Origin of the sequence: Glycomyces lechevalierae (assembly GCF_027622945.1) — a bacterium.
Classification (GTDB): Bacteria; Actinomycetota; Actinomycetes; order Mycobacteriales; family Micromonosporaceae; genus Glycomyces; species Glycomyces rutgersensis.
The window spans coordinates 396474-419448 of sequence record NZ_JAPZVQ010000003.1; the positions used below are offsets into that span (position 1 = coordinate 396474).

Genomic DNA, 22975 nt, shown 5'->3' on the forward strand with positions numbered 1-22975 from the left:
GCGTCCCCCGGGGGCCCCCCCCCCCCCCCGCCGGGGGGGGGGGGGGGCCCCCGCGCCCCCCCCCCCCCTTCTTGCTAACTCGGGAAGCAGTCGAACTCCGGCGCGCTGGTGAGCGCTCCGGAGACGTTCATCCCGAACTCGACCGAGCCGCTGGTCGCGATGGACGCGTTCCAGGACGCGGGCGCGGCCATCTCGACCCCGCCCATGCTGGAGTGCTCGGCGTTCCAGATGTTGCCGAGGGTCACCCCGCTCGGCCAGGTCCAGTGGACCATCCAGTTGTGCATGGCCTGGCTGCCGGTGTTGGCCACCTTGACGGTGACGGAAGCGCCCGAGCCCCAGCTGTTGACCGTGGCCGTGGCCTCGCAGGCGAACCCGGCCGGGCCGCCCGTGGTGGGCTCGTCCGTGGGGTCCTCGCTGGTCGGTCCGTCGGAGGTGGGCTCCTCGGTGGGCGGGTCGGTCGGCTGGCCGTCGCCGAACCACACGTCCGAGCAGGAGTAGAAGGACTGGTCGAAGTGGCTGGCCTGCCAGATCATGTAGACGATGTGGTGGCCGGTGCGACCGGGTGCGGAGACGTCGATGTCGACGAGGGTGCCGCCGCCGGTCTCGGGCTTGCGGCCCTCGCCCGGGAGGATCTTCGGCGTCTCCTTCACGAGTTCGAGGTCGGCCCAGTCGAGCGCGTCGGTCTGGGCGTCGTACCCCTGCTTCGTGACGTAGATGCGGTAGTAGTCCGCGCCGTGGTTCGCCTGGTCCCAGTTGGTGAACGTGAAGTTCGAGTTCACCTTCGTGGTCTTCCAGGCGCCCGGGTCGTCGAGAGGCGCATACCGGGTGCCGCCCGTCCGACCTCCCGAGCACAGCTGGTTGTCGGGGATGGCGGCCTGGTGGTTGCCGCCGACCTGCTCGCGGTAGAGGCCGTTCCAGTTCCACATGGCGTTGGGGTCGTTCTGCCACGCGGCCCAGCACATGGGGTCCTCTTGGGCCATGGCCGGGTTCTGGAAGTCGGAGCCCCACCGTTCCCAGCAGCTGTAATGCCGCGAGGAGGGGCCGATGGCGGTGCCGTGGCTGGAGGCCGGCTGGACGAACACGACCGCGGCCGTGCCGGCCGCGACGAGCGCGACGATGAGGACGATGACGCCGCGGAGGCCGCGCCGTCGCCGTGCGGGGGAGTCGGCGGGGTGGCCGCCTGATCTGACGAGGTGCAACATGAAAGCGCTCCCAAATGATAGGAACATTGAGAACCTTCAATGTATCTTGCAGTGCTCGCGCCTGTAAAGCCCGAAAGGGACTGGTTTACGAACGGCGCGGGCCGAGGATGACCGAGCGGGTCGCGTCCTCGGCGTCCTCATTGCACACGAACACGAGCTCGTCGCCGGACTCGAGGGTGTCGTCCGCGCTGGGCGCGATGACGCGGCGGCCGCGGATGATCGCCACCATCGCCACGTCGTGCGGCAGCGGCACCTCGCCGACGCGGCTGCCCACATGCGGGGCGTCGAGCGGCAGCGTGATCTCGACCAGGTTCGCCTGCGACTGCCGGAAGCTCAAGAGCCGCACCAGGTCCCCGACGCTCACGGCCTCCTCCACGAGCGCGGCCAGCAGTCGCGGCTTGGAGACCGAGACGTCCACGCCCCACTCCTCGTTGAACAGCCACTCGTTCTCGGCCCGGTTGACGCGCGCGACCACGCGCGGCACCGCGAACTCGGTCTTCGACAGCAGGCTCACCACGAGGTTCACCTTGTCGTCGCCCGTGGCGGCCACGGCCACGTCGCAGCCTTCGAGGTGCGCCTGGCGCAGGTTCTCCAGCTCGCACGCGTCCGCGAGGAGCCATTCGGCCTCCGGGACCCGCTCGGGCCGCATGGAATCGGGGTCGCGCTCGATGAGGAGCACCTGGTGGCCGTTGCCGACCAGCTCCGCGGCGATCGACCGGCCGACGTTCCCGGCCCCGGCGATGGCGACCCTCATGCGGCACCTCCCTGCGGGGCGTCGCCCGCGATCTCGCGGATGCGGGCCTCGTCCCCGTCCGCGACGAGCATGTACACCTGGTCGCCGTCCTGCAGCACCGTGGACGGGGTCGGCAGGGTCGCGCGCCCGAAGCGGGTGACGTACGCGACCCGGTGGCCCGTGGCCTGCTCCAGATGGGACAGCGCCGTGCCGTACCAGGCCTCGTGGCACAGGACCTCGACCATCGACAGGGTCGCGGTCGGGTCCCTCCACAGCGGCTCCTGGTCCTCGGGGAGGAGGTGGCGCAGCAGCCGGTCGGCCGTCCACCGCACCGTCGCCACCGTCGGGATGCCAAGGCGCTCATAGACACTCGCGCGCTGCGGGTCGTAGATGCGGGCGATCACGTTGGGCACGCCGTAGTTCTCGCGGGCGACCCGCGCGGCGATGATGTTCGAGTTGTCGCCCGAGGAGACCGAGACGAACGCGTCCGCGCGCTTGATGCCGGCCTTCGCCAGGACCTCCCGGTCGAAGCCGACGCCGCGCACCGTCGTCTCGTCGAAGTCGGGGCCGAGGCGGCGGAACGCCTTCGGGTTCTGGTCGATGATCCCGATGGTGTGCCCGCGCTCCACCAGGCTCCGCGCCAGGGACGAACCCACACGGCCGCAGCCCATGATCACCACATGCACCCGGCTCCACCCCTTCCACGTCCGATGACGCGACCCTACCGCGCGCCCGGCGGCCCCCGGGCCGGGACGGCCCCACGCCCGGCCCGCCCGGGATTTCGCGTTCGCGAATGCATCAAATCGGACCCGGCGCGCGTCTAGCGTTGCAGGACCCACCTCTTCTCAAAGGAGTCTTCATGATCCGCGACGAGCACCCCCGCGGCCCCTCCCGCCGCACCCTCATCGGCGCCGGTGCCGCCCTCGGCGTCGGGGCCGCCGTGGCCGCGCCGGCCGCGGGCCACGCCGAGACCTCCGGCAAGGACCGCCGCCCCAAGAAGCTCGTGCCGGGCGACCTCGTCGTCATGGCCTCCCCGGGCGGCACGCCCACCCCGGCGGCGATCGAGCGCGGCATCGCGCTCCTCCAGAGCTGGGGCCTGCGCGTCGAGGTCGGCGAGCACGCCTTCGACGAGCTCGGCGGCTACCTCGCCGGGACCGACGACGACCGCCTCGCCGACCTGAACTGGGCCCTCGGCCACCCCGAGGCCAAGGCGTTCCTGGCCTGCCGCGGCGGATACGGCACCACCCGCATCATCGACCGCGCCGACTTCGACGCGCTCGAGGACCACCCGAAGGTCGTCATCGGCTACTCCGACATCACCACGCTGCACCTCGGCATCGCCGCGCAGACGCGCCTGCCGAGCCTGCACTCGCCGATGGGCGCCTGGTCCACCAACAACACCCCGGCCACCGCGGAGGCCCTGCGCGCGGCCCTCATGACCAGCGCACCCGTTGCACTGCAACGCGACCCGCTCCAATCGACCGCGAACGTCTTCGTGGGCGGCAAGGCCTCCGGGAAGCTCATCGGCGGCAACCTCTCCCTGCTCGACGCCGAACCCGAGAACCGCAACTTCCCCTACGCCGAGGACAAGATCATCCTCATCGAAGAGGTCGAGGAAGCCCGCTACCGCGTGGACAACATGCTCACCCGGCTCCTTCGCGCCGGCGCGTTCGACGACGCGGCCGGGATCGTCATCGGCCACTTCACACCCCGCGAGGACGACCCCGTCGAAGCGGGGGAGTGGACGCTGAGCGACGTCATCATGGACCGGCTCGGCGGACTCGGCATCCCGATCCTCGGCGGCGTCAAGATCGGCCACGACCCCGACCCGCGCGTCGTCCCGCTCGGCACGCACGCCGAACTCGACGCCGACGCAGGGACGCTCGTCGTCGAAGCGGTCGTCAAGGACTAGCGCCCGCCCCGACGCGAAGGGCCGGGCCCGAGGGCCCGGCCCTTCGCGGGCGAACACGCCTCGCGTGGGGCCCGACCGGTAAGGTCGGAAGTTGTGACCAGGCCGTTCTCCGTCTTCAAGCGACTGCTCGTGGGCGAGCCGTTCGCCACCGAGCGCCGCCCGCCGTCGCTGGCGCTCGCGAAGCGGTACGCCATCCCCCTCCTCGCGGTCAACCCGATCTCCTCCCTCGCGTACGCCCCCGAACAGGTCTTCCTCGTCCTCGGCGTCGCCGGGACGGCCGCCTACGCGTACTCGGTGTGGACCGGCCTCGCCGTCGCCGCCGTCATGGTCACCGTCATCGCCGCCTACCGGTACACCGTGCAGGCCTACCCGGGCGGCGGCGGGGACTACCGGGTCGTCGCCGCGAACTTCGGGCCCGGCGCGGGCCGCCTCGCCGCCGCCGCGCTCGTCCTCGACTACATCCTCACCGTCGCCGTCTCGGCCTCCGCGGCCGTCGCCGCCCTCGACGTGCTGATCCCCGGCCTCGACCCCTGGCGCGAATGGATCGCCGCCGCAGCGATCATCGCGCTCGCCGCGTTCAACCTGCGCGGCCTGCGCGTCTCCGGCCGCTTCGCCGCCGCCGTCACCGTCGCGTTCGTCACCGGCGTCGCCGCCATGCTCATCGTCGGGTTCCTCCGCGTGGGCACCGGCGACGACCTCGCCGCGGCCTCCGCGGACGCCGCCACCGCCGAGGACCGCGAATGGACCTCTGCGGCCCTGTTCATCTTGTGCGCCAGGGCGATCGCCGCCGGATCGGTGGCCGTCACCGGCATCGAGACGTTCACCACCCGCGTCCGCTTCTTCCGGCCCCCGCGCGGGCGCAACGCCGCCGCCGCGATCACCGCCGTCGGCGGGACCGCCGTCGCGCTCTTCACCGGCCTCGTCGTCCTCGCCTACCTCGTCGGCGCCCAGTCCTCCACGGAGCCCGGCCCCGCCGGGTACCTGCAGCACCCGCTCCTCGGCCAGCTCGCGGCCACCGTCTTCGACGCCTCGCCCGCCGCCGTCACCCCGATCATGCTCGCCACCGCCGGCGTCCTCCTCCTCGCCGCGAACACCGCGTTCGTGGGCTTCCCGCAGCTCGCCTCGATCTTCGCCGAGGACTCGCTCCTGCCCCGCCAGCTCCACAAGCGCGGCGACCGGCTCGTCTACTCCAACGGCATCCTCATCCTCGCCGTCGCCGCCGCGCTCCTCGTCGTCCTCTTCGGCGGCCGCACCTACGAGCTCATGGGCCTGTACATCGTCGGCGTCTTCCTCTCGATGGTCCTGGCGAACGCCGCGATGGTCCGCCACTGGCGGCGCGTCCTCAGCGTCGAACGGGACGCCGCCCGCCGCTCGCGCGCCCGCCGCGCCCGCGGCACGGCCCTGCTCGCCGCGCTGGCGTGCGCGCTGGTGCTGGTGGTCGTGGCGCTCACCGACTACCGGCGCGGCGGCTGGATCGCGGTGCTCATCATCGGCGGCTGCTACCTGCTCATGCGCTTCATCGCGCAGCACTACGCGGCCGTGCGCGACGAGATCGAGCTGCCGCCGGGGCGCCCGCGCCTGCCCGCGCGCAGCCACGCGATCGTGCTCGTCTCGAGCGTCAACCTGCCGCTCATGCGGATGCTCTCGTACGCCAAGGCGACCCGGCCGGACACGATCACGGGCCTCTCGGTGAACGTCGACGCCGCGGCCTCCCGGCAGCTCCTCGCCGAATGGGACCGGCGCGGCATCAAGGTGCCGCTCACCGTGGTCGACTCGCCGTACCGCGAGATCACCGGCCCGATCGTCGACTTCGTGAAGACCCGCCGCCGCGACGCGCCCCGGGACGTCGTCACGGTCTACCTGCCCGAGTACGTGGTCGGCCAGGGCCCGCAGCCGGGGCGGCTCTCGCGCGGGTACTTCCACTGGTCGACGACCCTGCTGCACAACCAGACCACGAAGGCGATCCGCCGCCAGCTCAAGTACGAGCCGGGCGTCATGGTCTGCATCGTGCCGTGGATCCTCGGCGAGAGCACCGAGCCGCCGCCGCTTCGACAGGTCCGTAGATGAAGCACGGCCATCAATGAAGCACAGCCGCGAGTGACGGTCCTTACGCCGAGGCCCGTCCACTGTCGGCGAAAGCCCTGCTGGGCACCGGTACCGGCCGGTAGTACCGCGTGGACGCTCGGCGAAGTCGCGAAACCGCAACCTTCCGGCCCTTGATGCAGAAGGGTTGCCTAACCTAAATTAAGGGAGCCCTAACTCAGCGTCCCCGTCCAGGAGCCCCATGTTCGCGACCTTCCTCGTCGGCCTCCGTGAAGGCCTCGAAGCGGTGCTGGTCGTCAGCATCCTGGTGGCCTTCCTCGTCAAGACCGACCAGCGCCGGTACCTGCCCCACGTGTGGGGCGGCGTCGTCGTCGCGGTCCTGCTCTCGATCGGCGCCGGGGCCGCGCTCCAGTACGGCAGCACGAAGCTCAGCTTCACCGGCCAGGAGCGGTTCGAGGCCATCACCTCCGTGCTCGCCGTCGTCTTCGTGACCTGGATGATCTTCTGGATGCGGGTGGCCGCCAAGCGCATCGCCGGGCACCTGCGCGAGCAGTTGTCCGAGGCGATCGGCATGGGGCCCTTCGCGGTCGTGCTCATCGCATTCCTCGCGGTGGTCCGCGAGGGCCTGGAGACCGCGCTGATCCTCTACGCCATGGCCGACTTCGCGGACGACCCCGCCGCCTCGCTCGGCGCGGCCGGCGGCGGCATCCTCGTCGCCGTCGCGATCGGCTTCGGGCTCTACCACGGCGCGGTCCGCGTCAACCTCACCCGGTTCTTCACCTGGACCGGCGTGCTGCTCATCTTCGTGGCCGCCGGGCTGCTCAAGTACGGCGTGCACGACTTCCAGGAGGCCGGGGACCTGCCGGGCCTCGACCGCACCGCGTTCGACCTCTCCGGGGTGCTCACGCCCGGCACCTGGTACGCCGAGATCCTCTCCGGCATGTTCAACCTGACCCCGACCCCGACGGTCGTCGAGACGGCCGCCTGGGCCGCCTACCTCGTGCCCGTCCTGATCCTCTTCCTGCTGCCCCGCAGGGCCCCCGCGCCCCAGCCCGACCGCACGCCCGCCGCGGCAAGCGAACCGTCCGAATAGGAGAACCATGCGCCACCACCGGATCGCGGCCCTCGCCGCTGCCGCCGCCACGCTCGCCGCGCTCGCGGCCTGCACCGAGGAGCCCGCCGACGACGCCGCCGACGGCGGCCCGATCGAGGTCCTCGCCACGGACGACGCCTGCGACGTCGCCGTGTCCGAGGCCGCGGCCGGCACCGTCACGTTCCAGGTCAAGAACGAGGGCGCCAAGGTCACCGAGTTCTACGTCTACGCCGACGGCAACCGCGTCATGGGCGAGGTCGAGAACATCACCCCGGGCCTCACCCGCGAGCTCGTCGTCGAACTGCCCGCCGCCGAGTACGAGACCGCGTGCAAGCCCGGCATGACCGGCGACGGCATCCGCGCGGCCTTCACCGTCACCGGCGAGGCCGCGAGCCTCAGCGAGGACGAGGCCCTGCAGGCCGCCGTGGCCTCCTACAAGGAGTACGTCGCGAACCAGTCCGCCGCGCTCGTCGAGCAGACCGGCCTGTTCACCGAGGCCGTCAAGGCCGGCGACATCGACGGCGCCAAGGCCCTCTACCCGGTCGCGCGCACCTACTGGGAGCGGATCGAGCCCGTCGCCGAGATCTTCGGCGACCTCGACCCGAAGGTCGACGCCCGCGAGGACGACTTCGCGGCCGGCCCCGCCGACCCGGCGTTCACCGGCTTCCACAAGCTCGAGTACGACCTGTGGATCACCGGCGACGTCTCCGCCTCCGGCCCGATCGCCGACCAGCTCACGGCCGACGTCCAGGAGGTCGTCGCCCGCGCCGAGGCCGAGGAGCTCTCCCCGCTGCAGCTCGCCAACGGCGCCAAGGAACTCCTCGACGAGATCGCCACCTCCAAGATCACCGGCGAGGAGGACCGCTACTCGCACACCGACCTGTGGGACTTCGCCGCGAACCTCGAAGGCTCCGAAGCCGCGATCGCCTCCATGCGCCCCGTCCTCGAGGAGCGCGACCCCGACCTGGTCGCCGCCCTGGACGAGCGGTTCGCCGCCGCCTGGGACGCCCTCGAGGCGCACCGCACCGACGACGGCTGGCGGTTCCACGACGAGCTGACCCAGGAAGAGCTCGGAGCCCTCTCGGACGCGATCAACGCGCTCGGCGAGGAAGTCAGCAAGGTCGCCGCCGTCGTCGCCCAGTAGCGGCGACGTCAACGCAGGCTGTACCGCAGGAAAGGAATGGAAGCGCAGTGAAACGACGCCACGCCATCGGACTCGGGGCCGCCGGCATCGCCGGGGCCGGAGCCGGGCTCGCCGCCTCACGGCTGCTGCCGGAGCCGGCCGCGCACGCCGCCGACCCGGCCGCCGAGGCGATCGAGTTCTACGGCGCCCACCAGGCCGGGATCGTCACTCCGGCCCAGGACCGGCTGCACTTCGCCGCGTTCGACGTCATCACCTCCGACCGCGAGGAGCTCGTCGAACTCCTCAAAGCCTGGACGGCCGCCGCCGCACGCATGTGCGGCGGCGACTACGCCGGGCCCGGCGGCGCGGTCGGCGGCGACGTCTACGCCCCCCCCGCGGCCACCGGCCCGGCCCCCGGCCGGCCCGCCACCCGCCGCCCCCTCACGATCGGCTTCGGCCCCAGCCTGTTCCAGGACGCCGACGGCGCCGACCGTTTCGGCATCGCCGCGAAGCGCCCGGACGCCCTCACCGAGCTCCCCGGGTTCCCGCTCGACGACCTCGACCCGGCGATCTCCGGCGGCGACCTCTGCATCCAGGCGTGCGCCAACGACCCGCAGATCGCTGTGCACGCCGTGCGCAACCTCGCCCGCATCGGCTTCGGCACCGTCTCGATCCGCTGGTCCCAGCTCGGCTTCGGCCGCACCTCCTCGACCTCCCAGGCCCAGGCGACCCCGCGCAACCTCATGGGCTTCAAGGACGGCACCGCCAACCTCAAGGCCGAGGACGGCGACCTCCTCGACGAGCACCTGTGGGTCGGCGACGGCGACGGCGCCGACTGGCTCGCCGGCGGCTCCTACCTCGTCTCCCGCCGCATCCGCATGATGGTGGAGACCTGGGACCGCACCTCCCTCACCGAGCAGGAGGCGATCTTCGGCCGCGACAAGTCCGAGGGCGCGCCCCTCAGCGGCGGCGGCGAGTTCGACGAGCCCGACTTCGACGCCGAACGCGACGGCGCCCCCGCGATCCCCATGAACGCCCACGTCCGGCTCGCCCACCCGAGCAGCAACGACGGGGCCCGCCTCCTGCGGCGCGGCTACTCCTTCGTCGACGGCAGCGACGACCTCGGCCGCCTCGACGCGGGCCTGTTCTTCATCGCCTACCAGCGCGACCCCGCGACCGGGTTCATCCCCGTGCAGCAGGCGCTGGCCAAGAGCGACGTGCTCAACGAGTACATCAAGCACACCTCCTCGGCCCTGTTCGCGTGCCCGCCGGGCGTCGCGGACGGGTCCGACTGGTGGGGCCGGGCCCTCTTCTCCTGAGCCGGGCCGGGCGGCGGCCCCGCCTGCCCCTGTACCCTGGCGTGCGGCCCGGCGGCGCAGACCGCGGCGCGGGCCGCGATCCGACACTGACCAGGGGGATGGGGACGCATGATCGTCACCGTAGAAGACGTCGCCGCCGGAGGCCACTGCGTGGCCCGAGTCGACGGCGAGGTCTACTTCGTGCGCCACGCCCTGCCCGGCGAGACCGTCCGCATCGAGGTGAACGAGCGCAAGAAGCGCTTCGCGTTCGCGGACGCCGTCGAGGTCATCGAGGCCTCGCCCGACCGCGTCGAGCCCCCTTGCCCGTACGCCGGGCCCGGCAAGTGCGGCGGCTGCGACTTCCAGCACGCCAAGCCCGAGGCGCAGCGCCGCCTCAAGGCCCGCGTCCTCACCGACCAGCTCACCCGCATCGGTGGCGTCGACCCCGCGAAGCTCGAGGGCGTCGAGGTCGAGGAGCTGCCGTGGGACGAGGGCGCGCTCGGCTGGCGCACCCGCATGCAGTACGCCGTCGACGACGCGGGCCGTCCGGGCCTGCGCGTCCACAAATCGCACGACCTCGTGCACATCGACCGGTGCGCGATCGCGACCGAGCGCATCCGCGAGTCCGACATCCTCGCCGAGACCTGGGACGGCATGGGCGCCGTGGGCGTCGTCGACTCGAACGACGACGAGCTGGCCGTCTACACGCAGCTTCGCCGCACCGCCCGCCCGCATCACAAGCGCGGTCCCAAACTCGTGCACCAGAACGTCGGGGACGCCGAGTTCGAGATCGGCTTCGACGGCTTCTGGCAGGTCCACCCGGCGGCCGCGCCCGCGTTCCTCGCGTGCGCCCTCGAGTTCCTGAACCCGCAAGAGGGCGAATCGGCCTGGGACCTGTACGCCGGGGCCGGGCTCTTCGCCACCGGGCTCGCCGCCGCCGTGGGCGACACGGGACGCGTGGTGGCCGTTGAGAACGCGCCGTCCTCGCGCACCGCCGCGAACCTCGCCTCGTGGAAGAACGCCGGCGCGATCGAAGGCGACGTCGCCGCCATCGCCCCCGACCTCGGCTCGGTGGACCTCGTCGTCCTCGACCCGCCGCGCAGCGGCGCCGGACCCGAGGTCGTCGTCGCGCTGGGCGAGGCCCGCCCGCGCGCGATCTGCTACATCGCCTGCGACGCAGGCGCCCTCGCGCGCGACGCCAAGGACCTCGCGATCGAAGGCTACGAGCTCACCCGCATCCGCGCCTTCGACGCGTTCCCGATGACGCAGCACTTCGAGACGATCGCCCTGTTCGAACTCGTCGACTACTGACCGGGGACCGCGCAGGAGCGGGTCTTGCGATAATTTTGACTGCCGCAACTGACCGAACTCCTCGGAGCACCGATCGATGACCAACCCTCCCTACGGAACCGGCCCCAACGGGGCCGGTCCGCAGCAGCCGCAGCAGGCCTCGCCGTCCTTCCAGTACCGGCCGCACGACCCTTACGGGACCTTCACGCCCGGAGAGCCGAGCGGGCCGGTGCTCCCGCCCGCGCCCACGTTCTGGCAGCGCTGGGGCGTGCTCCCCATGGAGGGCCGCCCGAAGCAGGTCACGCTGATGCTGCAGGCACTGTGGATCTACCTGGCCGCCGCCGTGCTGCTCACGATCCTGTCGCTGGCGTTCTCGGCCCTGCTCGCCTCGTTCTTCGACTCCGGGCTGGGCATCGTGACGAGCCTCGTCGGCGGCCTGCTCGTCGTGGGCGCCACACTGGCGCTCATCTGGGGCATCGCGCGGGAGCGCCTGGGCCGCTTCGGATTCCAGGACCCCCGCATGGTCTTCTACATCGGACTCGGCTTCCTCGGCCTGGTCTCCCTGTGCGGCTTCGTCGGCGCGTTCAGGGCGCCCTTCGCCGTGGTCCAGCTCCTCGCCGTCCTCTTCGTGCTCGCCATGGTCTACACGAAGCCCGTGGGAGCCTGGCTCCGCGACAACCCTGGCAACCGGTCCAAGAAGGCCCCGGAGGAGCGGCCCGCCGACGACCTCTTCCCCGGCTACCAGCCGCCGCCTCCTCAGTGGAGGGACGCCGCGCCGCAGCCGAACGGGCCCGTGAGCCCGCCGCCCGCGCCCGGCGCGTACCGGCCGCCGACCCAGCAGCCCCCGGGTCCGTCTGCGCCCACGGGCTGGCCGCAGCCGCCGCAGTAGCGAAACCGGTTCAGTCGCAACCGCATCCGCAGCAGTCGCCGTCGCAAGGGCAGCAGTCGCAGCAGTCGCAGTCGCGGCAGCAGCCCTCGCGGCGGCGGCGCGACCACGGCCCCTCGTACTCCTCGCGGCAGCACATCTGGCAGGTGCAGCACAGCACCGTGAACGCGCACAGGCCCGCGAAGAAGTTCCGCGGCTCCGGCCGGTGGTACCGGTAGTCGTCGTCGTAGCGGCTGCGCCGCTCCCGGCGGTGGTCCCGCCGGTAGTCCCGGCGCTCGCGGTAGCCGCGCCGCTCAGCGGTCTGCTGGTGGGTCGAGCACGAGGACCCGAACGTCTTCGTGAACGCATGGCGCGCATACCGGTCCAGCAGCAGGCCCATCATCGTCGCGTCCACGATCACGGCCGAGTCCAAGGCCCGCTTCATGTCCGCCAGCGCGCCCTTCGCCAGCGACCGCGCGTCCTCGATCCCGGAGCCGGTGGCCGCCAACGGGTTCCACGCCCCGCGCTCGGCGTCCTCCTCGAAGTCGTCCGCCGCGTCGAGCAGGTGCGCGAGCCGCCCGAAGGCCGCCCCGGCGGTCCGGAACGCCTCGGTGTTCTCCGGCCGCCCGCCGATGAGCGCCGCGTGCGCGAACAGCTCGGCCGTGGCCGCCTCGGTCGGCGCGGTCACCGCGGTGAGCGGCGTGCCGTGCCCGCAGTCGGCCTCGATCCCGCGCTGGCCCTCGATGACGGCGAAGAGCGGCGCGGTGTCGAGCCCGATCGAGTCGCCGATGGCGGTCGCCTTGGCGCGCAGGCGGTCCGCGGTGAGTCCCGCGATGCCGCGCGCGCCCGGTTTGGCGGCGAACCCGTCGCCGTCCTCCACATGGTCGCGGATCTTGGCCGAGGCGAGCAGCAGCGAGGCGGTCGCGGCGAGGCGGGGGCCGCCTCCGGTGGCGATGCGCTGGCGGCGCATGCCGCGCAGGGCGCAGGGGCCGGCGTTGCGGCTGTCGGCGGCGTCGCCCTGCTGGGCCTCGACGAGCACGGAGAGGGCGAGGGCGTCGTAGTTGGTGGTGAGCCGGGCGAACTGGCCCGCGTCGTCGCGCAGTTCCAGGCAGAGGCCGCAGAAATGCCCCATCCAGCGGGGTTTGAGGTCGTCGGGGGTGCGGGAGGGGCAGGGCGCGAGCATGCCGAACAAGTGGTCTCCTAGCTCTCGACGGGGGACCGGGGCACGCGTGCCGCGGCTGCCGTTGGGGGCGTGTCTCCGCAGATGGTAACGGTGTGCCGCAATGCGGTGGGTACGGCGTCCAGTGCGAGGAATGTCCTTGGCGTGCAACGCGACCGCCGAGCGCGGGCCGGCGGTCGCGGGCGGGAGGCGGGAAGGGTCTTCGAGGCGCTCCGCGAGGGGGGCGGCCCGCAAAGCGCACCAATATATTAGCACTTTCGCATGAATCGGCGGGGGCGTTCGAGGGAAGCGCCCGGCGCCGTGCCGGTGCCGGGCGCGTCCCGTTTACCCGGGTCTCGGACCTATCCGAGCGGTTTGAGGTCGGACGGCATCTCGTCCCACGTGAGGCGCACGTGGGCGAGGGTGCCGAAACCGAGGGTGTCGAACCCGCCGGAGGTGGTGCCGTAGTCCCCGCCGCCGCCTTCGGGGCTGTTGGCGCCCGCGAGCGCGCCGACGTTCGGCATCGCGTAGCCGCGCCGCGAGGTGTAGTGGTGGAAGACCATCTCCCACACCGGCCGGGCCTGGCCGCGCCCGCCCGAGCCCATCACGGTCTGCTCGCTGTACGCGCAGTTCTGGCCGGTGCCCCAGGTGTACTTGGTGAAGGGCAGGTCGTCGTGCCCGGAGTTGTAGCGCGCCACGTACTCCGCGGCCTTGGCGAACGCGTTGTCGTTGGCGGCGTAGAGGTCCACGCCCTGGTTCCAAGCCATCTCCATGATCGTGGACATGAGCCCGATGCCCATGATGGAGTGCCCCTGGTCGCGGCCGGACTCCTGCCACTGGGCGAGGCCGCCGTCGTACACGAACGGGATGGCGTTCCCGATGGAGCCGTTGCCCTCGCCGTTCCAGAAGTAGTCGATCGCCTGGTCGGTGATGGCGGCGTCGTCGCAGACGAGGCCGATGGCGAGCTTGCTGGCGATGTTGCAGAGGTCCCAGTTCGCCCAGTAGTTGGTGATGCAGGCGTCGTTGTGGTTGGTGAGGAAATGGTCGTTCATCGGCAGGAAGACGCTCGTCATCATGTCCTGGAAGCCGCCGAGGTCGAAGCCCGCGACGTCCCTGACGATGTCCGCGGCGCAGCAGAACTGGTAGCCGTAGATGCCCGCGGCCAGGAACCGGTCGGCGTTGCCGGTGACCTCCTGGAGCGTGGACGACCAGGCGTTGAGGATCTGGACGGCCTTGTCGCGGTGTGCGTTGTCGCCGGAGACCTTCCAGCGCAACGCGTTCTGGTACGCGGCGTGGATGTCGTTGTAGAGCTGCGGGTAGTTCTGCCCGTCGCCGCCGCGGATGATCACGGCCGTGGGCCGGGCGGTCCAGGTGGACGCCGAGTGGCCGTTCGCGGTGAGCCGGTTCCAGCCCGCGACCCACGGTTCGGTGCCGGCGGCGACCTTGGCCTTCATGCGGTCGAAGTCCGCCTGCGTGTGGAGGAGGCCGGGGTGGGCGGCCTGCGCGGTGACGTCGTCGGTCCCGCTCTGGGCCGCGGCGACGCCGAGCCCGCCGGCTCCGGCGGCCGCGAGCCCGCCCGCGGCGATCGCGCCCTTGAGCAGCCGCCGCCGCTTCATGTTCGCGCCCTGCGTATTCGGTTGGGTCGTGTCGATGGTGGACATGGTGCTCCTATGCGCCATGCGGTGTGCGATGCCGGGGAATGCCACCGCGGGTCTCGGCGGACGGTGCCGGGGGGACCTCCGCCGTGTGAGTCAGTCTAAAGACGGCATTACCAATCATCAAGACTAAAGCTCATATTTCCAGATTTTCCCAAGTAATCGGACAACTGCCTACTGTTGCACCACAAGGGACGATGAGGGACCGGGCCGCGCCCGGTCCCTCAGCGGGCTCTACGCGACCCGCTTCAGATTCCAGCGCTGCTGCACCGCACCGGAATCGGTCCACTGGATCGCGCCGCCGCCGTCGGCTTCGCCGTTGCCGTTGTCGAGCGCCTTCCCGGAGTGCTGGCACACGAGCTTGACGGCCCCGCCGCCCACGTCCGTGATCCGCCAGCGCTGCGCGGCGACGCCGTTGTCGGTCCACTGCACGACCTTGCCGCCGTCCGTGGTCAGAGAGTAGTTGTCGAGGGCCTTCCCGGAGTGGAGGTTCACGAGCTTGTGGTAGCCGCTCCCGACATCGGTGATGCGCCACCGCTGCGCGTTCCCGCCGTTGTCGGCCCACTGGATCGCCTGGGCGCCTTCGGTGGTCACCGAGCCGTTGTCGAGGACCTTCCCCGAGCGCTCGGCCATGAGCGTGTACACGCCGCCGGAGACGACCGCCGGTGTCGACCGGGTGTGGGCGAGCGTGCCGAAGCCGAGCGTGTCGAACCCGCCGGAGGTGGTGCCGTAGTCCCCGCCGCCGCCCTCGGCGCGCACCAGGGCGGCCATGCGCGCGACGTTCGGCATCCGCAGGCCGCGCCGCACGCTGTAGTGGTGGTAGACCATCTCCCACACCGGCCGGAGCTGCCCGCGCCCGCCGGAGCCCATGACGGTCTGCTCGCTGTAGGCGCAGTTCTGGCCGGTGCCCCACGAGTACTTCGTGAACGGCAGGTCGTCGTAGCCGAGGTTGTACCGGGCGACGTACTCGGCGGCCTTCCCGAACGCGAGGTCGCGCGCGGAGTAGAGGTCGACGCCCTGGTTCCAGGCCATCTCCATGATGGACGACATGAGGCCGATGCCCATGATCGAGTGGCCCTGGTCGCGCCCGGACTCCTGCCACTGGGCGAGGAATCCCGAGTGCACGAACGGGATGGCGTTGTAGATCGAGCCGTTGCCCTCGCCGTTCCAGAAGTAGTCGATCGCCTCGTCGATGATCGCGGTGTCGTCGCAGATGATGCCGATGGCGAGCTTGCTCGCCATGTTGCACAGGTCCCAGTTCGCCCAGTAGTTCGTGATGCACGCGTCGTTGTGGTTGGTGAGGAACGAGTTGTTCATCGGCAGGAAGATGCTCGTCATCATGTCCTGGAACGCGCCCAGGTCGAACCCGGACGCTCCGCGCACCAGATCGGCGGCGCAGCAGAACTGGTAGCCGTAGATCCCCGCGGCCAGGAACCGGTCGGCGTTCCCGCCCACCGACTCCAGTGTGGAGGACCAGCCGTTGAGGATCTCGACGGCCTTGTCGCGGTACGCGGTGTTGCCGGAGACCTTCCAGCGCAGCGCGCACTGGTAGGCGGCGTGGATGTCGTTGTAGAGCTGCGGGTAGTTCTGCCCGTCGCCCCCGCGGATGATGGTGGCCGTGGGCCGGGCGACCCAGGTGGTCTGGGCGTGGCCGTTGGCGATGAGCTTCTCCCAGCCGGAGCGCCACGGCTCCTGGTCGGTGCTCACCTTCGCGTACATGCGGTCGATGTCGGCTTGGGTGTGCAGCATCCCGGGGTGGGTCGCCTGGACGGTGACGTCCTGCGCCTGCGCCGCCGGGAGGCCGGTGCCGAAGGCGGCGAGGCCGCCCGCGGCCACCGCGCCCTGGAAGAGGCGTCGGCGGGGGAGTGGAGGGGTGGTCGATGTCGAGTTGTCTGACATGGTGCTCCGATGCGCCATGCGGTGCGCGATGCCGGGGAATGCCACCGCTACCTGCGGCACCGGCCCGGGGAAGCCGGGTGCCGTATGCCATATTAAACGAAACATCAACGGATATCAATATGAATGAACAGAGGAGAGGCGCGGAACCGGCGTACCGGTCCCGCGCCGAGGCCGCCGCCTGTGGGGGCGGACGGCCCGAAACGCACAGCGCGGACGGCGCTGGAGGTCGGCTGAGTCCTCGTTCCTGCCGCGGGGCACCGGGCCCCGGCGCCCGCCCGCACCCCGCGCGGTCCGCAGGGGTCGGCTTCGCGGGCTAGGCGACCAGGCTCGAGAACTCGTTCTCCGCGAGCCAGGCCGTCACGCCCGCCTGCACGTCGCCGCCGTTCTCCGAGAACACCGTGTTCTCCAGGTCCGCCAACTGCTCGTCGCTCATCGCGAACGTGCCCAGCGCCTCCGCCACATCCTTGAACTCCTCGCTGAAGCCCAGGCGCGCAAGCGTGTTGATGGTCTCGGCCTCGCCCAGCGTGACATCCGGGTCCGCCAGGTTCTTCAGGTCGTACTTCGCGTACGCCCAGTGCGGCTGCCACAGCGTCACCACGATCGGCTCCTCGGCCGCGATCGCGCTGTCCAGCTCGGTGAGCATCGCCGTGGTCGACGAGGTCTCCAGCGTCAGGTCCGTGATGCCGTACGTCGGGATGGTGCTGTTCTGCACCGCCTCGGTCAGGCCCGCGCTGGCCTCGATGCCGACGATCCTGCCGCCGAAGAGGTCCGCCTTCACGTTGAGGTCGGCGAGCGACTCCACATCCACATAGGACGGCACGGCGACGGTGAGCGCGGCGTTCTCGTTCCAGGCGCCCAGCTGCTCGAGCTGGTCGCCGTAGGTGTCCATGTACGTCTGGTGCGTGATCGGCAGCCAGCCGTCGAGGAACACGTCGAGGTCGCCCGAGGAGAGCCCTTCGAACAACGGCCCGACCTCGGTGAACTCCTGGGCCGTCACAGTGTACCCCGAGGCGGTGAGCGCCTGGCGCCACAGCTCGGTGGCGACGACCGCCTCGTCCCAGTTGATGTAGCCGATCTTGATCTCGCCCTCGCCCTTCGGCAGGCCGAAGTCGACGCCTTCCGCCGCGGCCTCGCCGGGCTCTTCTTCCACCGAGCAGCCGGCCAGCACCAGCGGCGTCACGGCGCCGGTCGCGATGGCGCCCTTCATGATCGAACGTCGTTGCATGTTTCCTTCTCTCCGGCGCCGGGGCGTGCGCCTGTGTGCGGGGTGTTCGGGGTTCTAGCGGGCGAGCTTCGCGGCGCGCGCGACCGGGGTGCGGTCGGACAGGCCCTGCGTCACGCGGTCGAGCAGGATCGCGAGGAGGACCACGGCCAGGCCGGCGTTGAAGCCGGCGGCGATGTCCAAGCGGCCCAGGGACCCGGAGATGACCGAGCCGAGGCCGCCGCCGCCCACCAGGCCCGCGATGACCACCATGGACAGTGCGAGCATGATGACCTGGTTGAGCCCGGCCATGATCGTGGGCAGCGCGAGCGGCAGCTTGATGCGCGCGAGGATGCGCCCGGGAGAGGCCCCGAAGGCCTGCCCGGCCTCGACGACCTCGCGGTCCACTTGGCGCAGACCGAGTTCGGTGAGGCGCACGCCCGGCGGCATCGCGAAGATGATCGTGGCGATGATCCCGGGCACCACGCCGACGCTGAACAGCATCACGACGGGAATGAGGTACACGAACGCCGGCAGCGTCTGCATGAAGTCGAGCACCGGCCGCGCGATCGCCGAGACCGCCTTGCTCTCGGCGGCGGCGATCCCGAGCGGGATGGCCAGCAGGATCGCGATCGCGGCCGAGACGAGGACCATCGACAGGGTCTGCATCGTCTGCTCCCAGTACGGGGTCCACGCGACGACGAACATGCCGATGCCGATGCCCACGCCGAGCTTCCAGCCCTTCGCGGCCCACGCGGCCGCGGCGAACAGCAGCACCATGACCCCCGAAGGGAGCCAGAGCAGTCCGTCGGCGAGGTGCAGGTACAGGAACTCGAGCGCGGTGTCGACGGCGTCGAACCCGGTCGCCCAGGCGTCCCTCGCCCAGCGGATGAAGGTCTCCATCCAGTCGCCGAACGGCATGTCGGGCAAGGGTTTCCAGATATAGGTCCAGAACCAGTTGCGGAGGTACTCGATCATGCGGGCTGGCGCTCCTGTTCGATCGCGGGGCCGCTCTCGGCGGCGGGGTCGTGCGACAGCGACTTGATGATCGAGCGGGGCGTGACCACCCCGAGCGGATCGGCGTTGTCGTCCACGACCAGCAAGGGGGCCTTGGAGTTCAGCACGGGCTCGTACAGCTCGTTCACGGGCACGTCCGATTCGACCTTCGGGAACGCGCTCGTGTCGCGGGTCCCGCACGGCTCCATGACGGCCTCGGCGGTGAGGACGCGGGTGCGGTCGACGTCCGCGGTGAACTCGGCGACGTACTCGTCGGCCGGGTGCAGCAGGATGTCCTCGGCGGTGCCGAGCTGCTTGACCTCGCCGTCGCAGATGGCGATCCGGTCGCCGATCCGCATGGCCTCGTTGAGGTCGTGGGTGATGAAGACGATGGTCTTGCCGAGCTTCGCCTGCAGGTCGAGCAGCTGGTCCTGCATCTCCTGGCGGATGAGCGGGTCGAGGGCGCTGAAGGCCTCGTCCATGAGCAGGATCTCGGTGTCCGCGGCGAGCGCGCGGGCGAGGCCGACGCGCTGCTTCATGCCGCCCGAGAGCTGGGCGGGAAGCTTGTCCTCGTGGCCGGCGAGGCCGACGAGCTCGACGGCCTCCCTCGCGCGCTCCAGTCGCTCGGTCTTGTTCAGGCCCTTGATCTCCAGACCGAACGCGACGTTCTCGACGACCGTGCGGTGGGGCAGGAGCGCGAAGTGCTGGAAGACCATGCTGATCTTCTCGCGGCGCAGGCGCCGCAGTTCGCGCTTGGAGAGCGAGCCGAGCTCGACGCCGCCGATGCGGATCGTGCCCGACGTGGGTTTGATGAGCCCGTTGAGCATCCGGATCAGCGTCGACTTGCCGGAGCCGGACAGGCCCATGACGACGAAGATCTCGCCGGGCTCGATCGACCAGTTGTGATCGATCACCGCGGCCGTGACGCTTTTGGCGTTCAACTGGTCGCGCGGGGTGCCGCTCTTGAGCTGGGCGACGGCGCTTCGGGCGCCTTTGCCGAAGACCTTGTACAGGGAATCAACTGCTATCGCTGACATCTCGTCCTTTCGCAGCAGGGGGTTCCGGTGTGGGGGCGGGAACCGGTGAAACACTAGTCAACCTCTGGGTTTTTTCAACCCGAGCAGCGCGTGAGAAGGTCAACACGGGACGTTCGCGCGCCGCGTTTTCGCAGCTCAACGCCTCGAAATGGGATGTCTAATGAAGGCTGGTTCGATTGTCTACAATACGACATTCTGAAGAATTGACGCAAGGCGGAGATCAACTTGAGGCTGATTCGTAACCATTCGATCCGGTTCGCGGCCCTAGAGCCGGGCCGCCTTCGCCCGCGCCGTCATGCCCGCCAGGTCCGCCTCGCTCAGCCCCAGCGCCCGCGCCTTGTCGTACTCGCCGGCGATGTCCGTGCCCATCCGCATCGGCGAATCGGTGCCCAGCACGACCGCCATGCCCGCCTCCAGGAACCGCGGCAGCGGGTGGTCCTCGAGCTTCGCCACCATGCCCAGGATCACCGCGGAGGTCAGGCAGACCTCAACGGTCACACCGCGATCGGCCAGCAGCCGCATGATCCCCGGGTCGCTCGCCGCGCCCACGGCGTGCCCGATCCGCCCGACCTGCTCGATCTCCGCGAGCGACGCCAGGTTCGAGGCGTTGAACGCGCCCGCCGGGACCGTGACGCCCAGCCCGGCCGCGCCCGCCGCCTCGGCCACGATCCGGCCGCGCGTCCAATCCGCCTCGGCCGCATAGGGAACGTAGACGATCTCGACACCCGCGAGGCCCGCCGCCGCCGCGTCCGCGAACGCGTCGCACAGCTCCCGCAGCATCGGGTCCCACAGGTTCATGCTCAGCACCGCGCCCGCGTCGAACCCCGGGTACGCCGCCGCCACGCGTTCGCACGCGGCCGTGAACCGCTCCATGAACTGCGGGTACACCACCGACTCCTGCGGCAGGCGCAGCTCGGTGTAGACCGCGCCGCCGCGCGCGGCCGCGACGAGCGCGTCCTCGAGGATGCCCTCGTAGACCTCCGGCTCCACCGCGTCGAGGTCGAACCGGGGGACGGCCGACATGCGCTGCAGCCGCGCCAACCCGGGAGGGGTCGCGGCCTGCACGTTCTCGCGCCGGTCGGCCCAGTCCACCGGGGAGGAGCTCAACACCTGGTCGAGGCGCGCGGGCCATTCCGTGTTCTGGTGCAGGTCGATGAGGTCCATGTTGGGATGATCACATTTCGATCACGGAGGGGCCCGGCTTTCGCACGGCGTGTCCCTTTCGGGGAGTGACTGCTTTCCGACAGAGGGGCCCGGCGTCCCCCGGTCGGATGAACTTCCAGCGCACCCGGACGAAGATCGAACAGCGCGAATGCCCGTCACGTCCGTGCGTGTGAACGGTGACCGTCCCCTCACCCGGTTCGCCGCGCAGATCACGGGTACCGCTACCCCATGAGACAGGTCCCAGCCGCACTCGCGCAGCTACCGCGCGCACGGCGCCACCGATAGACTTCCCCCTTATGAACTCGCACGACGAACCCGAGATGGGCCCGCTGCTGTCCGGCATCGGCAGGCTGGCCGATTTCAAGTCGCTGGACGAGGACGAGCTCCCCGGGCTCGCCGAGGAGATCCGCGAATTCCTCGTCGGCGCCGTCGCGAGGACGGGCGGCCACATCGGCCCCAACCTCGGCGTCGTCGAGCTGACCATGGCGATCCACCGGGTCTTCGACTCCCCGCACGACCAGATCGTCTTCGACACCGGCCACCAGTCGTACGTCCACAAAGCACTGACCGGCCGCGCCGGTCAGTTCGGCGGGCTGCGCGGGCGCGGAGGCCTCACCGGCTACCCCAGCCAGGCCGAGTCGCCGCACGACCTCGTCGAGAACTCGCACGCCTCGACCTCGCTCTCCTACGCCGACGGGCTCGCGAAGGCCCACGCGCTCAGCGGTTCCGACCGGCACGTCGTGGCCCTCGTGGGCGACGGCGCGCTCACCGGCGGCATGTGCTGGGAGGCGCTCAACAACATCGCCGCCCGCGACGACCTCAAGCTCGTGATCGTCGTCAACGACAACGGCCGCTCCTACGCGCCCACCGTCGGCGGCCTCGCCAAGCGCCTCTCCGGCCTGCGCCTCAACCCGGGCTACGAGCCGGCGCTCAAGAAGATCCAGGAGCTCGTCGAGCGCATCCCCGTGTTCGGCCGCGCCGCCTACCAGGGCCTCCACGCCGCCAAGACCGGCCTCAAAGACGCCCTCGCCCCGCAGGGCATGTTCTCCGACCTCGGCATCAAGTACGTCGGCCCCGTCGACGGCCACAACATCGCCGAGCTCACCGAGGCCCTCGACCGCGCCAAGCGCTTCGGCGGGCCCGTGATCGTCCACGCCCTCACCCAGAAGGGCCAAGGCTGGGCCCCGGCCCGCGCGGACGAGGCCGAGCAGATGCACGCGCCTTCGGCCGCGTTCGACCCGATCACCGGCGAACCGCTCATCGCGTCGAAGCGCCGCTGGACCGGCGTCTTCGCCGATGAGCTGGTGGCCCAGGCGAACCTGCGGCCCGAGGTCGTGGCGATCACCGCCGCGATGCCCGGCCCGACGGGCGTCGACAAGCTCATGAAGCGCCACCCGGAGCGGGTCTTCGACGTCGGCATCGCCGAGCAGCACGCCGTGACCTCCGCCGCCGGGCTCGCCATGAACGGCATGCACCCGGTCGTGGCGGTCTACTCCACGTTCATGAACCGCGCGTTCGACCAGACCGTGCTCGACGTCGCCATGCACAAGCTGCCGGTGACGTTCGTGCTCGACCGCGCCGGCATCACCGGCCCGGACGGGCCGAGCCACTACGGCATCTGGGACACCTCGATCTTCCGGGTCGTGCCGGGCCTGCGCATCGCCGCGCCGCGCGACGCCGCCTCCCTGCGCGAGGAACTCGCCGAGGCGCTCTCGGTCGACGACGGCCCCACGATGCTGCGCTTCCCGACCGGGGCGATCCCCGAGGCGGACATCGAGGCCGTCGAGGTCCACGAAGGACTCGATGTGCTCGTCAAGCACGAGGACGACGAACTGCTCATCGTGGCCTGCGGGTCCTTCGCCACGACCGCCGTCGCGGTCGCGGAACTCCTTGCGGAGCAGGGCATCCGGGCCACCGTCGTGGACCCGCGCTGGATCTCGCCGGTCCCGGACGCGCTCGTCAAGCTCGCGGGGCAGTACCCGCTCGTGGCGACGCTCGAGGACGGCATCCGCACCGGCGGCTTCGGCGACGCGCTCGCCCAGTCGCTGCGCGACTCCGGCGACGAGACGCCGCTGCTCGACTTCGCCGTCGAACGCGGCTGGCACCCGCACGGCACGCGGGCCCAGCTTCTCGCCGATCTCGGCCTGACCCCGGAGGCGATCGCGGAGCGGCTGACCGCCGAGGTCCACCGCCGCGGCGAATCCGAAGAGCACCACCACTAAGCGAAGATGACGGCGCGGGGGGGGGGGGGGGGGGGGGCGGGGCGGCGGGGGGGGGGGGGGTGCGGGGCGCGCGGGCCCGCGGG

General features: G+C 71.1%; 18 protein-coding genes. 8 read left to right on the plus strand and 10 right to left on the minus strand.

Annotated elements, in window-relative coordinates:
* Nucleotides 1–74: 74 nt before the first annotated feature.
* The 3 genes from O2L01_RS08200 to O2L01_RS08210 form a co-directional block, all read right to left on the minus strand.
* Complete coding sequence (locus O2L01_RS08200) at nt 75–1202, minus strand: lytic polysaccharide monooxygenase auxiliary activity family 9 protein (protein WP_270121423.1); 1128 nt, start codon at nt 1200–1202, stop codon at nt 75–77.
* Nucleotides 1203–1287: 85 nt separating this feature from the next.
* Complete coding sequence (locus O2L01_RS08205; RefSeq protein WP_270121424.1) at nt 1288–1956, minus strand: potassium channel family protein; 669 nt, start codon at nt 1954–1956, stop codon at nt 1288–1290.
* Nucleotides 1953–2621, minus strand: a complete 669-nt coding sequence (locus O2L01_RS08210; RefSeq protein WP_270121425.1) for a potassium channel family protein — start codon at nt 2619–2621, stop codon at nt 1953–1955. Before O2L01_RS08210 ends, O2L01_RS08205 begins: the two co-directional genes overlap by 4 nt.
* Nucleotides 2622–2794: 173 nt before the next feature.
* Between O2L01_RS08210 and O2L01_RS08215 the strand changes: the two genes are divergently transcribed.
* From O2L01_RS08215 to O2L01_RS08245, 7 genes are all read left to right on the plus strand, one after another.
* On the plus strand, nt 2795–3847 hold the full coding sequence (locus O2L01_RS08215; RefSeq protein ID WP_270121426.1) for a S66 peptidase family protein: 1053 nt from the start codon (nt 2795–2797) through the stop codon (nt 3845–3847).
* A gap of 93 nt (nt 3848–3940) precedes the next feature.
* Entirely contained in the window at nt 3941–5914 is a 1974-nt protein-coding gene (locus tag O2L01_RS08220; RefSeq protein ID WP_270121427.1) for an APC family permease, read from the plus strand.
* 217 nt (nt 5915–6131) lie between these two features.
* Nucleotides 6132–6983 (plus strand): iron uptake transporter permease EfeU, encoded by an 852-nt coding sequence (gene efeU, locus O2L01_RS08225; protein WP_270121428.1) that lies wholly within the window; start codon nt 6132–6134, stop codon nt 6981–6983.
* A 7-nt stretch (nt 6984–6990) separates the two neighbouring features.
* Nucleotides 6991–8127, plus strand: a complete 1137-nt coding sequence (gene efeO, locus O2L01_RS08230; protein WP_270121429.1) for an iron uptake system protein EfeO — start codon at nt 6991–6993, stop codon at nt 8125–8127.
* A 47-nt stretch (nt 8128–8174) separates the two neighbouring features.
* Nucleotides 8175–9425: an iron uptake transporter deferrochelatase/peroxidase subunit gene (efeB, locus tag O2L01_RS08235; RefSeq protein WP_270121430.1), complete on the plus strand. Its 1251-nt coding sequence runs from the start codon at nt 8175–8177 to the stop codon at nt 9423–9425.
* Between the two features lie 108 nt (nt 9426–9533).
* Nucleotides 9534–10715, plus strand: a complete 1182-nt coding sequence (locus O2L01_RS08240) for a class I SAM-dependent RNA methyltransferase (protein ID WP_270121431.1) — start codon at nt 9534–9536, stop codon at nt 10713–10715.
* A 76-nt stretch (nt 10716–10791) separates the two neighbouring features.
* Nucleotides 10792–11583, plus strand: coding sequence for an MFS transporter (locus O2L01_RS08245; RefSeq protein ID WP_270121432.1), 792 nt, complete (start codon nt 10792–10794; stop codon nt 11581–11583).
* 10 nt (nt 11584–11593) lie between these two features.
* Here the strand turns inward: O2L01_RS08245 and O2L01_RS08250 are convergent, their stop codons facing one another.
* The 7 genes from O2L01_RS08250 to O2L01_RS08280 all read right to left on the minus strand — a co-directional run bounded on the left by O2L01_RS08250 (nt 11594) and on the right by O2L01_RS08280 (nt 20670).
* Nucleotides 11594–12742: a DUF5685 family protein gene (locus O2L01_RS08250; protein WP_270121541.1), complete on the minus strand. Its 1149-nt coding sequence runs from the start codon at nt 12740–12742 to the stop codon at nt 11594–11596.
* Nucleotides 12743–13080: 338 nt separating this feature from the next.
* Nucleotides 13081–14379: an alginate lyase family protein gene (locus O2L01_RS08255; RefSeq protein ID WP_270121433.1), complete on the minus strand. Its 1299-nt coding sequence runs from the start codon at nt 14377–14379 to the stop codon at nt 13081–13083.
* 228 nt (nt 14380–14607) lie between these two features.
* The gene (locus O2L01_RS08260) at nt 14608–16272 is read right to left on the minus strand and encodes an RICIN domain-containing protein (RefSeq protein ID WP_270121434.1); all 1665 of its coding nucleotides are present in this window, start codon (nt 16270–16272) and stop codon (nt 14608–14610) included.
* A gap of 313 nt (nt 16273–16585) precedes the next feature.
* The gene (locus O2L01_RS08265) at nt 16586–17497 is read right to left on the minus strand and encodes a glycine betaine ABC transporter substrate-binding protein (protein WP_270121435.1); all 912 of its coding nucleotides are present in this window, start codon (nt 17495–17497) and stop codon (nt 16586–16588) included.
* Between the two features lie 54 nt (nt 17498–17551).
* On the minus strand, nt 17552–18451 hold the full coding sequence (locus tag O2L01_RS08270; protein WP_270121436.1) for an ABC transporter permease: 900 nt from the start codon (nt 18449–18451) through the stop codon (nt 17552–17554).
* On the minus strand, nt 18448–19506 hold the full coding sequence (locus tag O2L01_RS08275) for a quaternary amine ABC transporter ATP-binding protein (protein ID WP_270121437.1): 1059 nt from the start codon (nt 19504–19506) through the stop codon (nt 18448–18450). Before O2L01_RS08275 ends, O2L01_RS08270 begins: the two co-directional genes overlap by 4 nt.
* A 264-nt stretch (nt 19507–19770) precedes the next feature.
* Nucleotides 19771–20670 carry a hypothetical protein gene (locus O2L01_RS08280; protein WP_270121438.1) on the minus strand — a complete coding sequence of 300 codons (900 nt, stop codon included), beginning with the start codon at nt 20668–20670 and terminating at the stop codon, nt 19771–19773.
* Nucleotides 20671–20966: 296 nt separating this feature from the next.
* Between O2L01_RS08280 and dxs the strand changes: the two genes are divergently transcribed.
* Nucleotides 20967–22892: a 1-deoxy-D-xylulose-5-phosphate synthase gene (gene dxs / locus O2L01_RS08285; RefSeq protein ID WP_270121439.1), complete on the plus strand. Its 1926-nt coding sequence runs from the start codon at nt 20967–20969 to the stop codon at nt 22890–22892.
* Nucleotides 22893–22975: the final 83 nt, after the last annotated feature.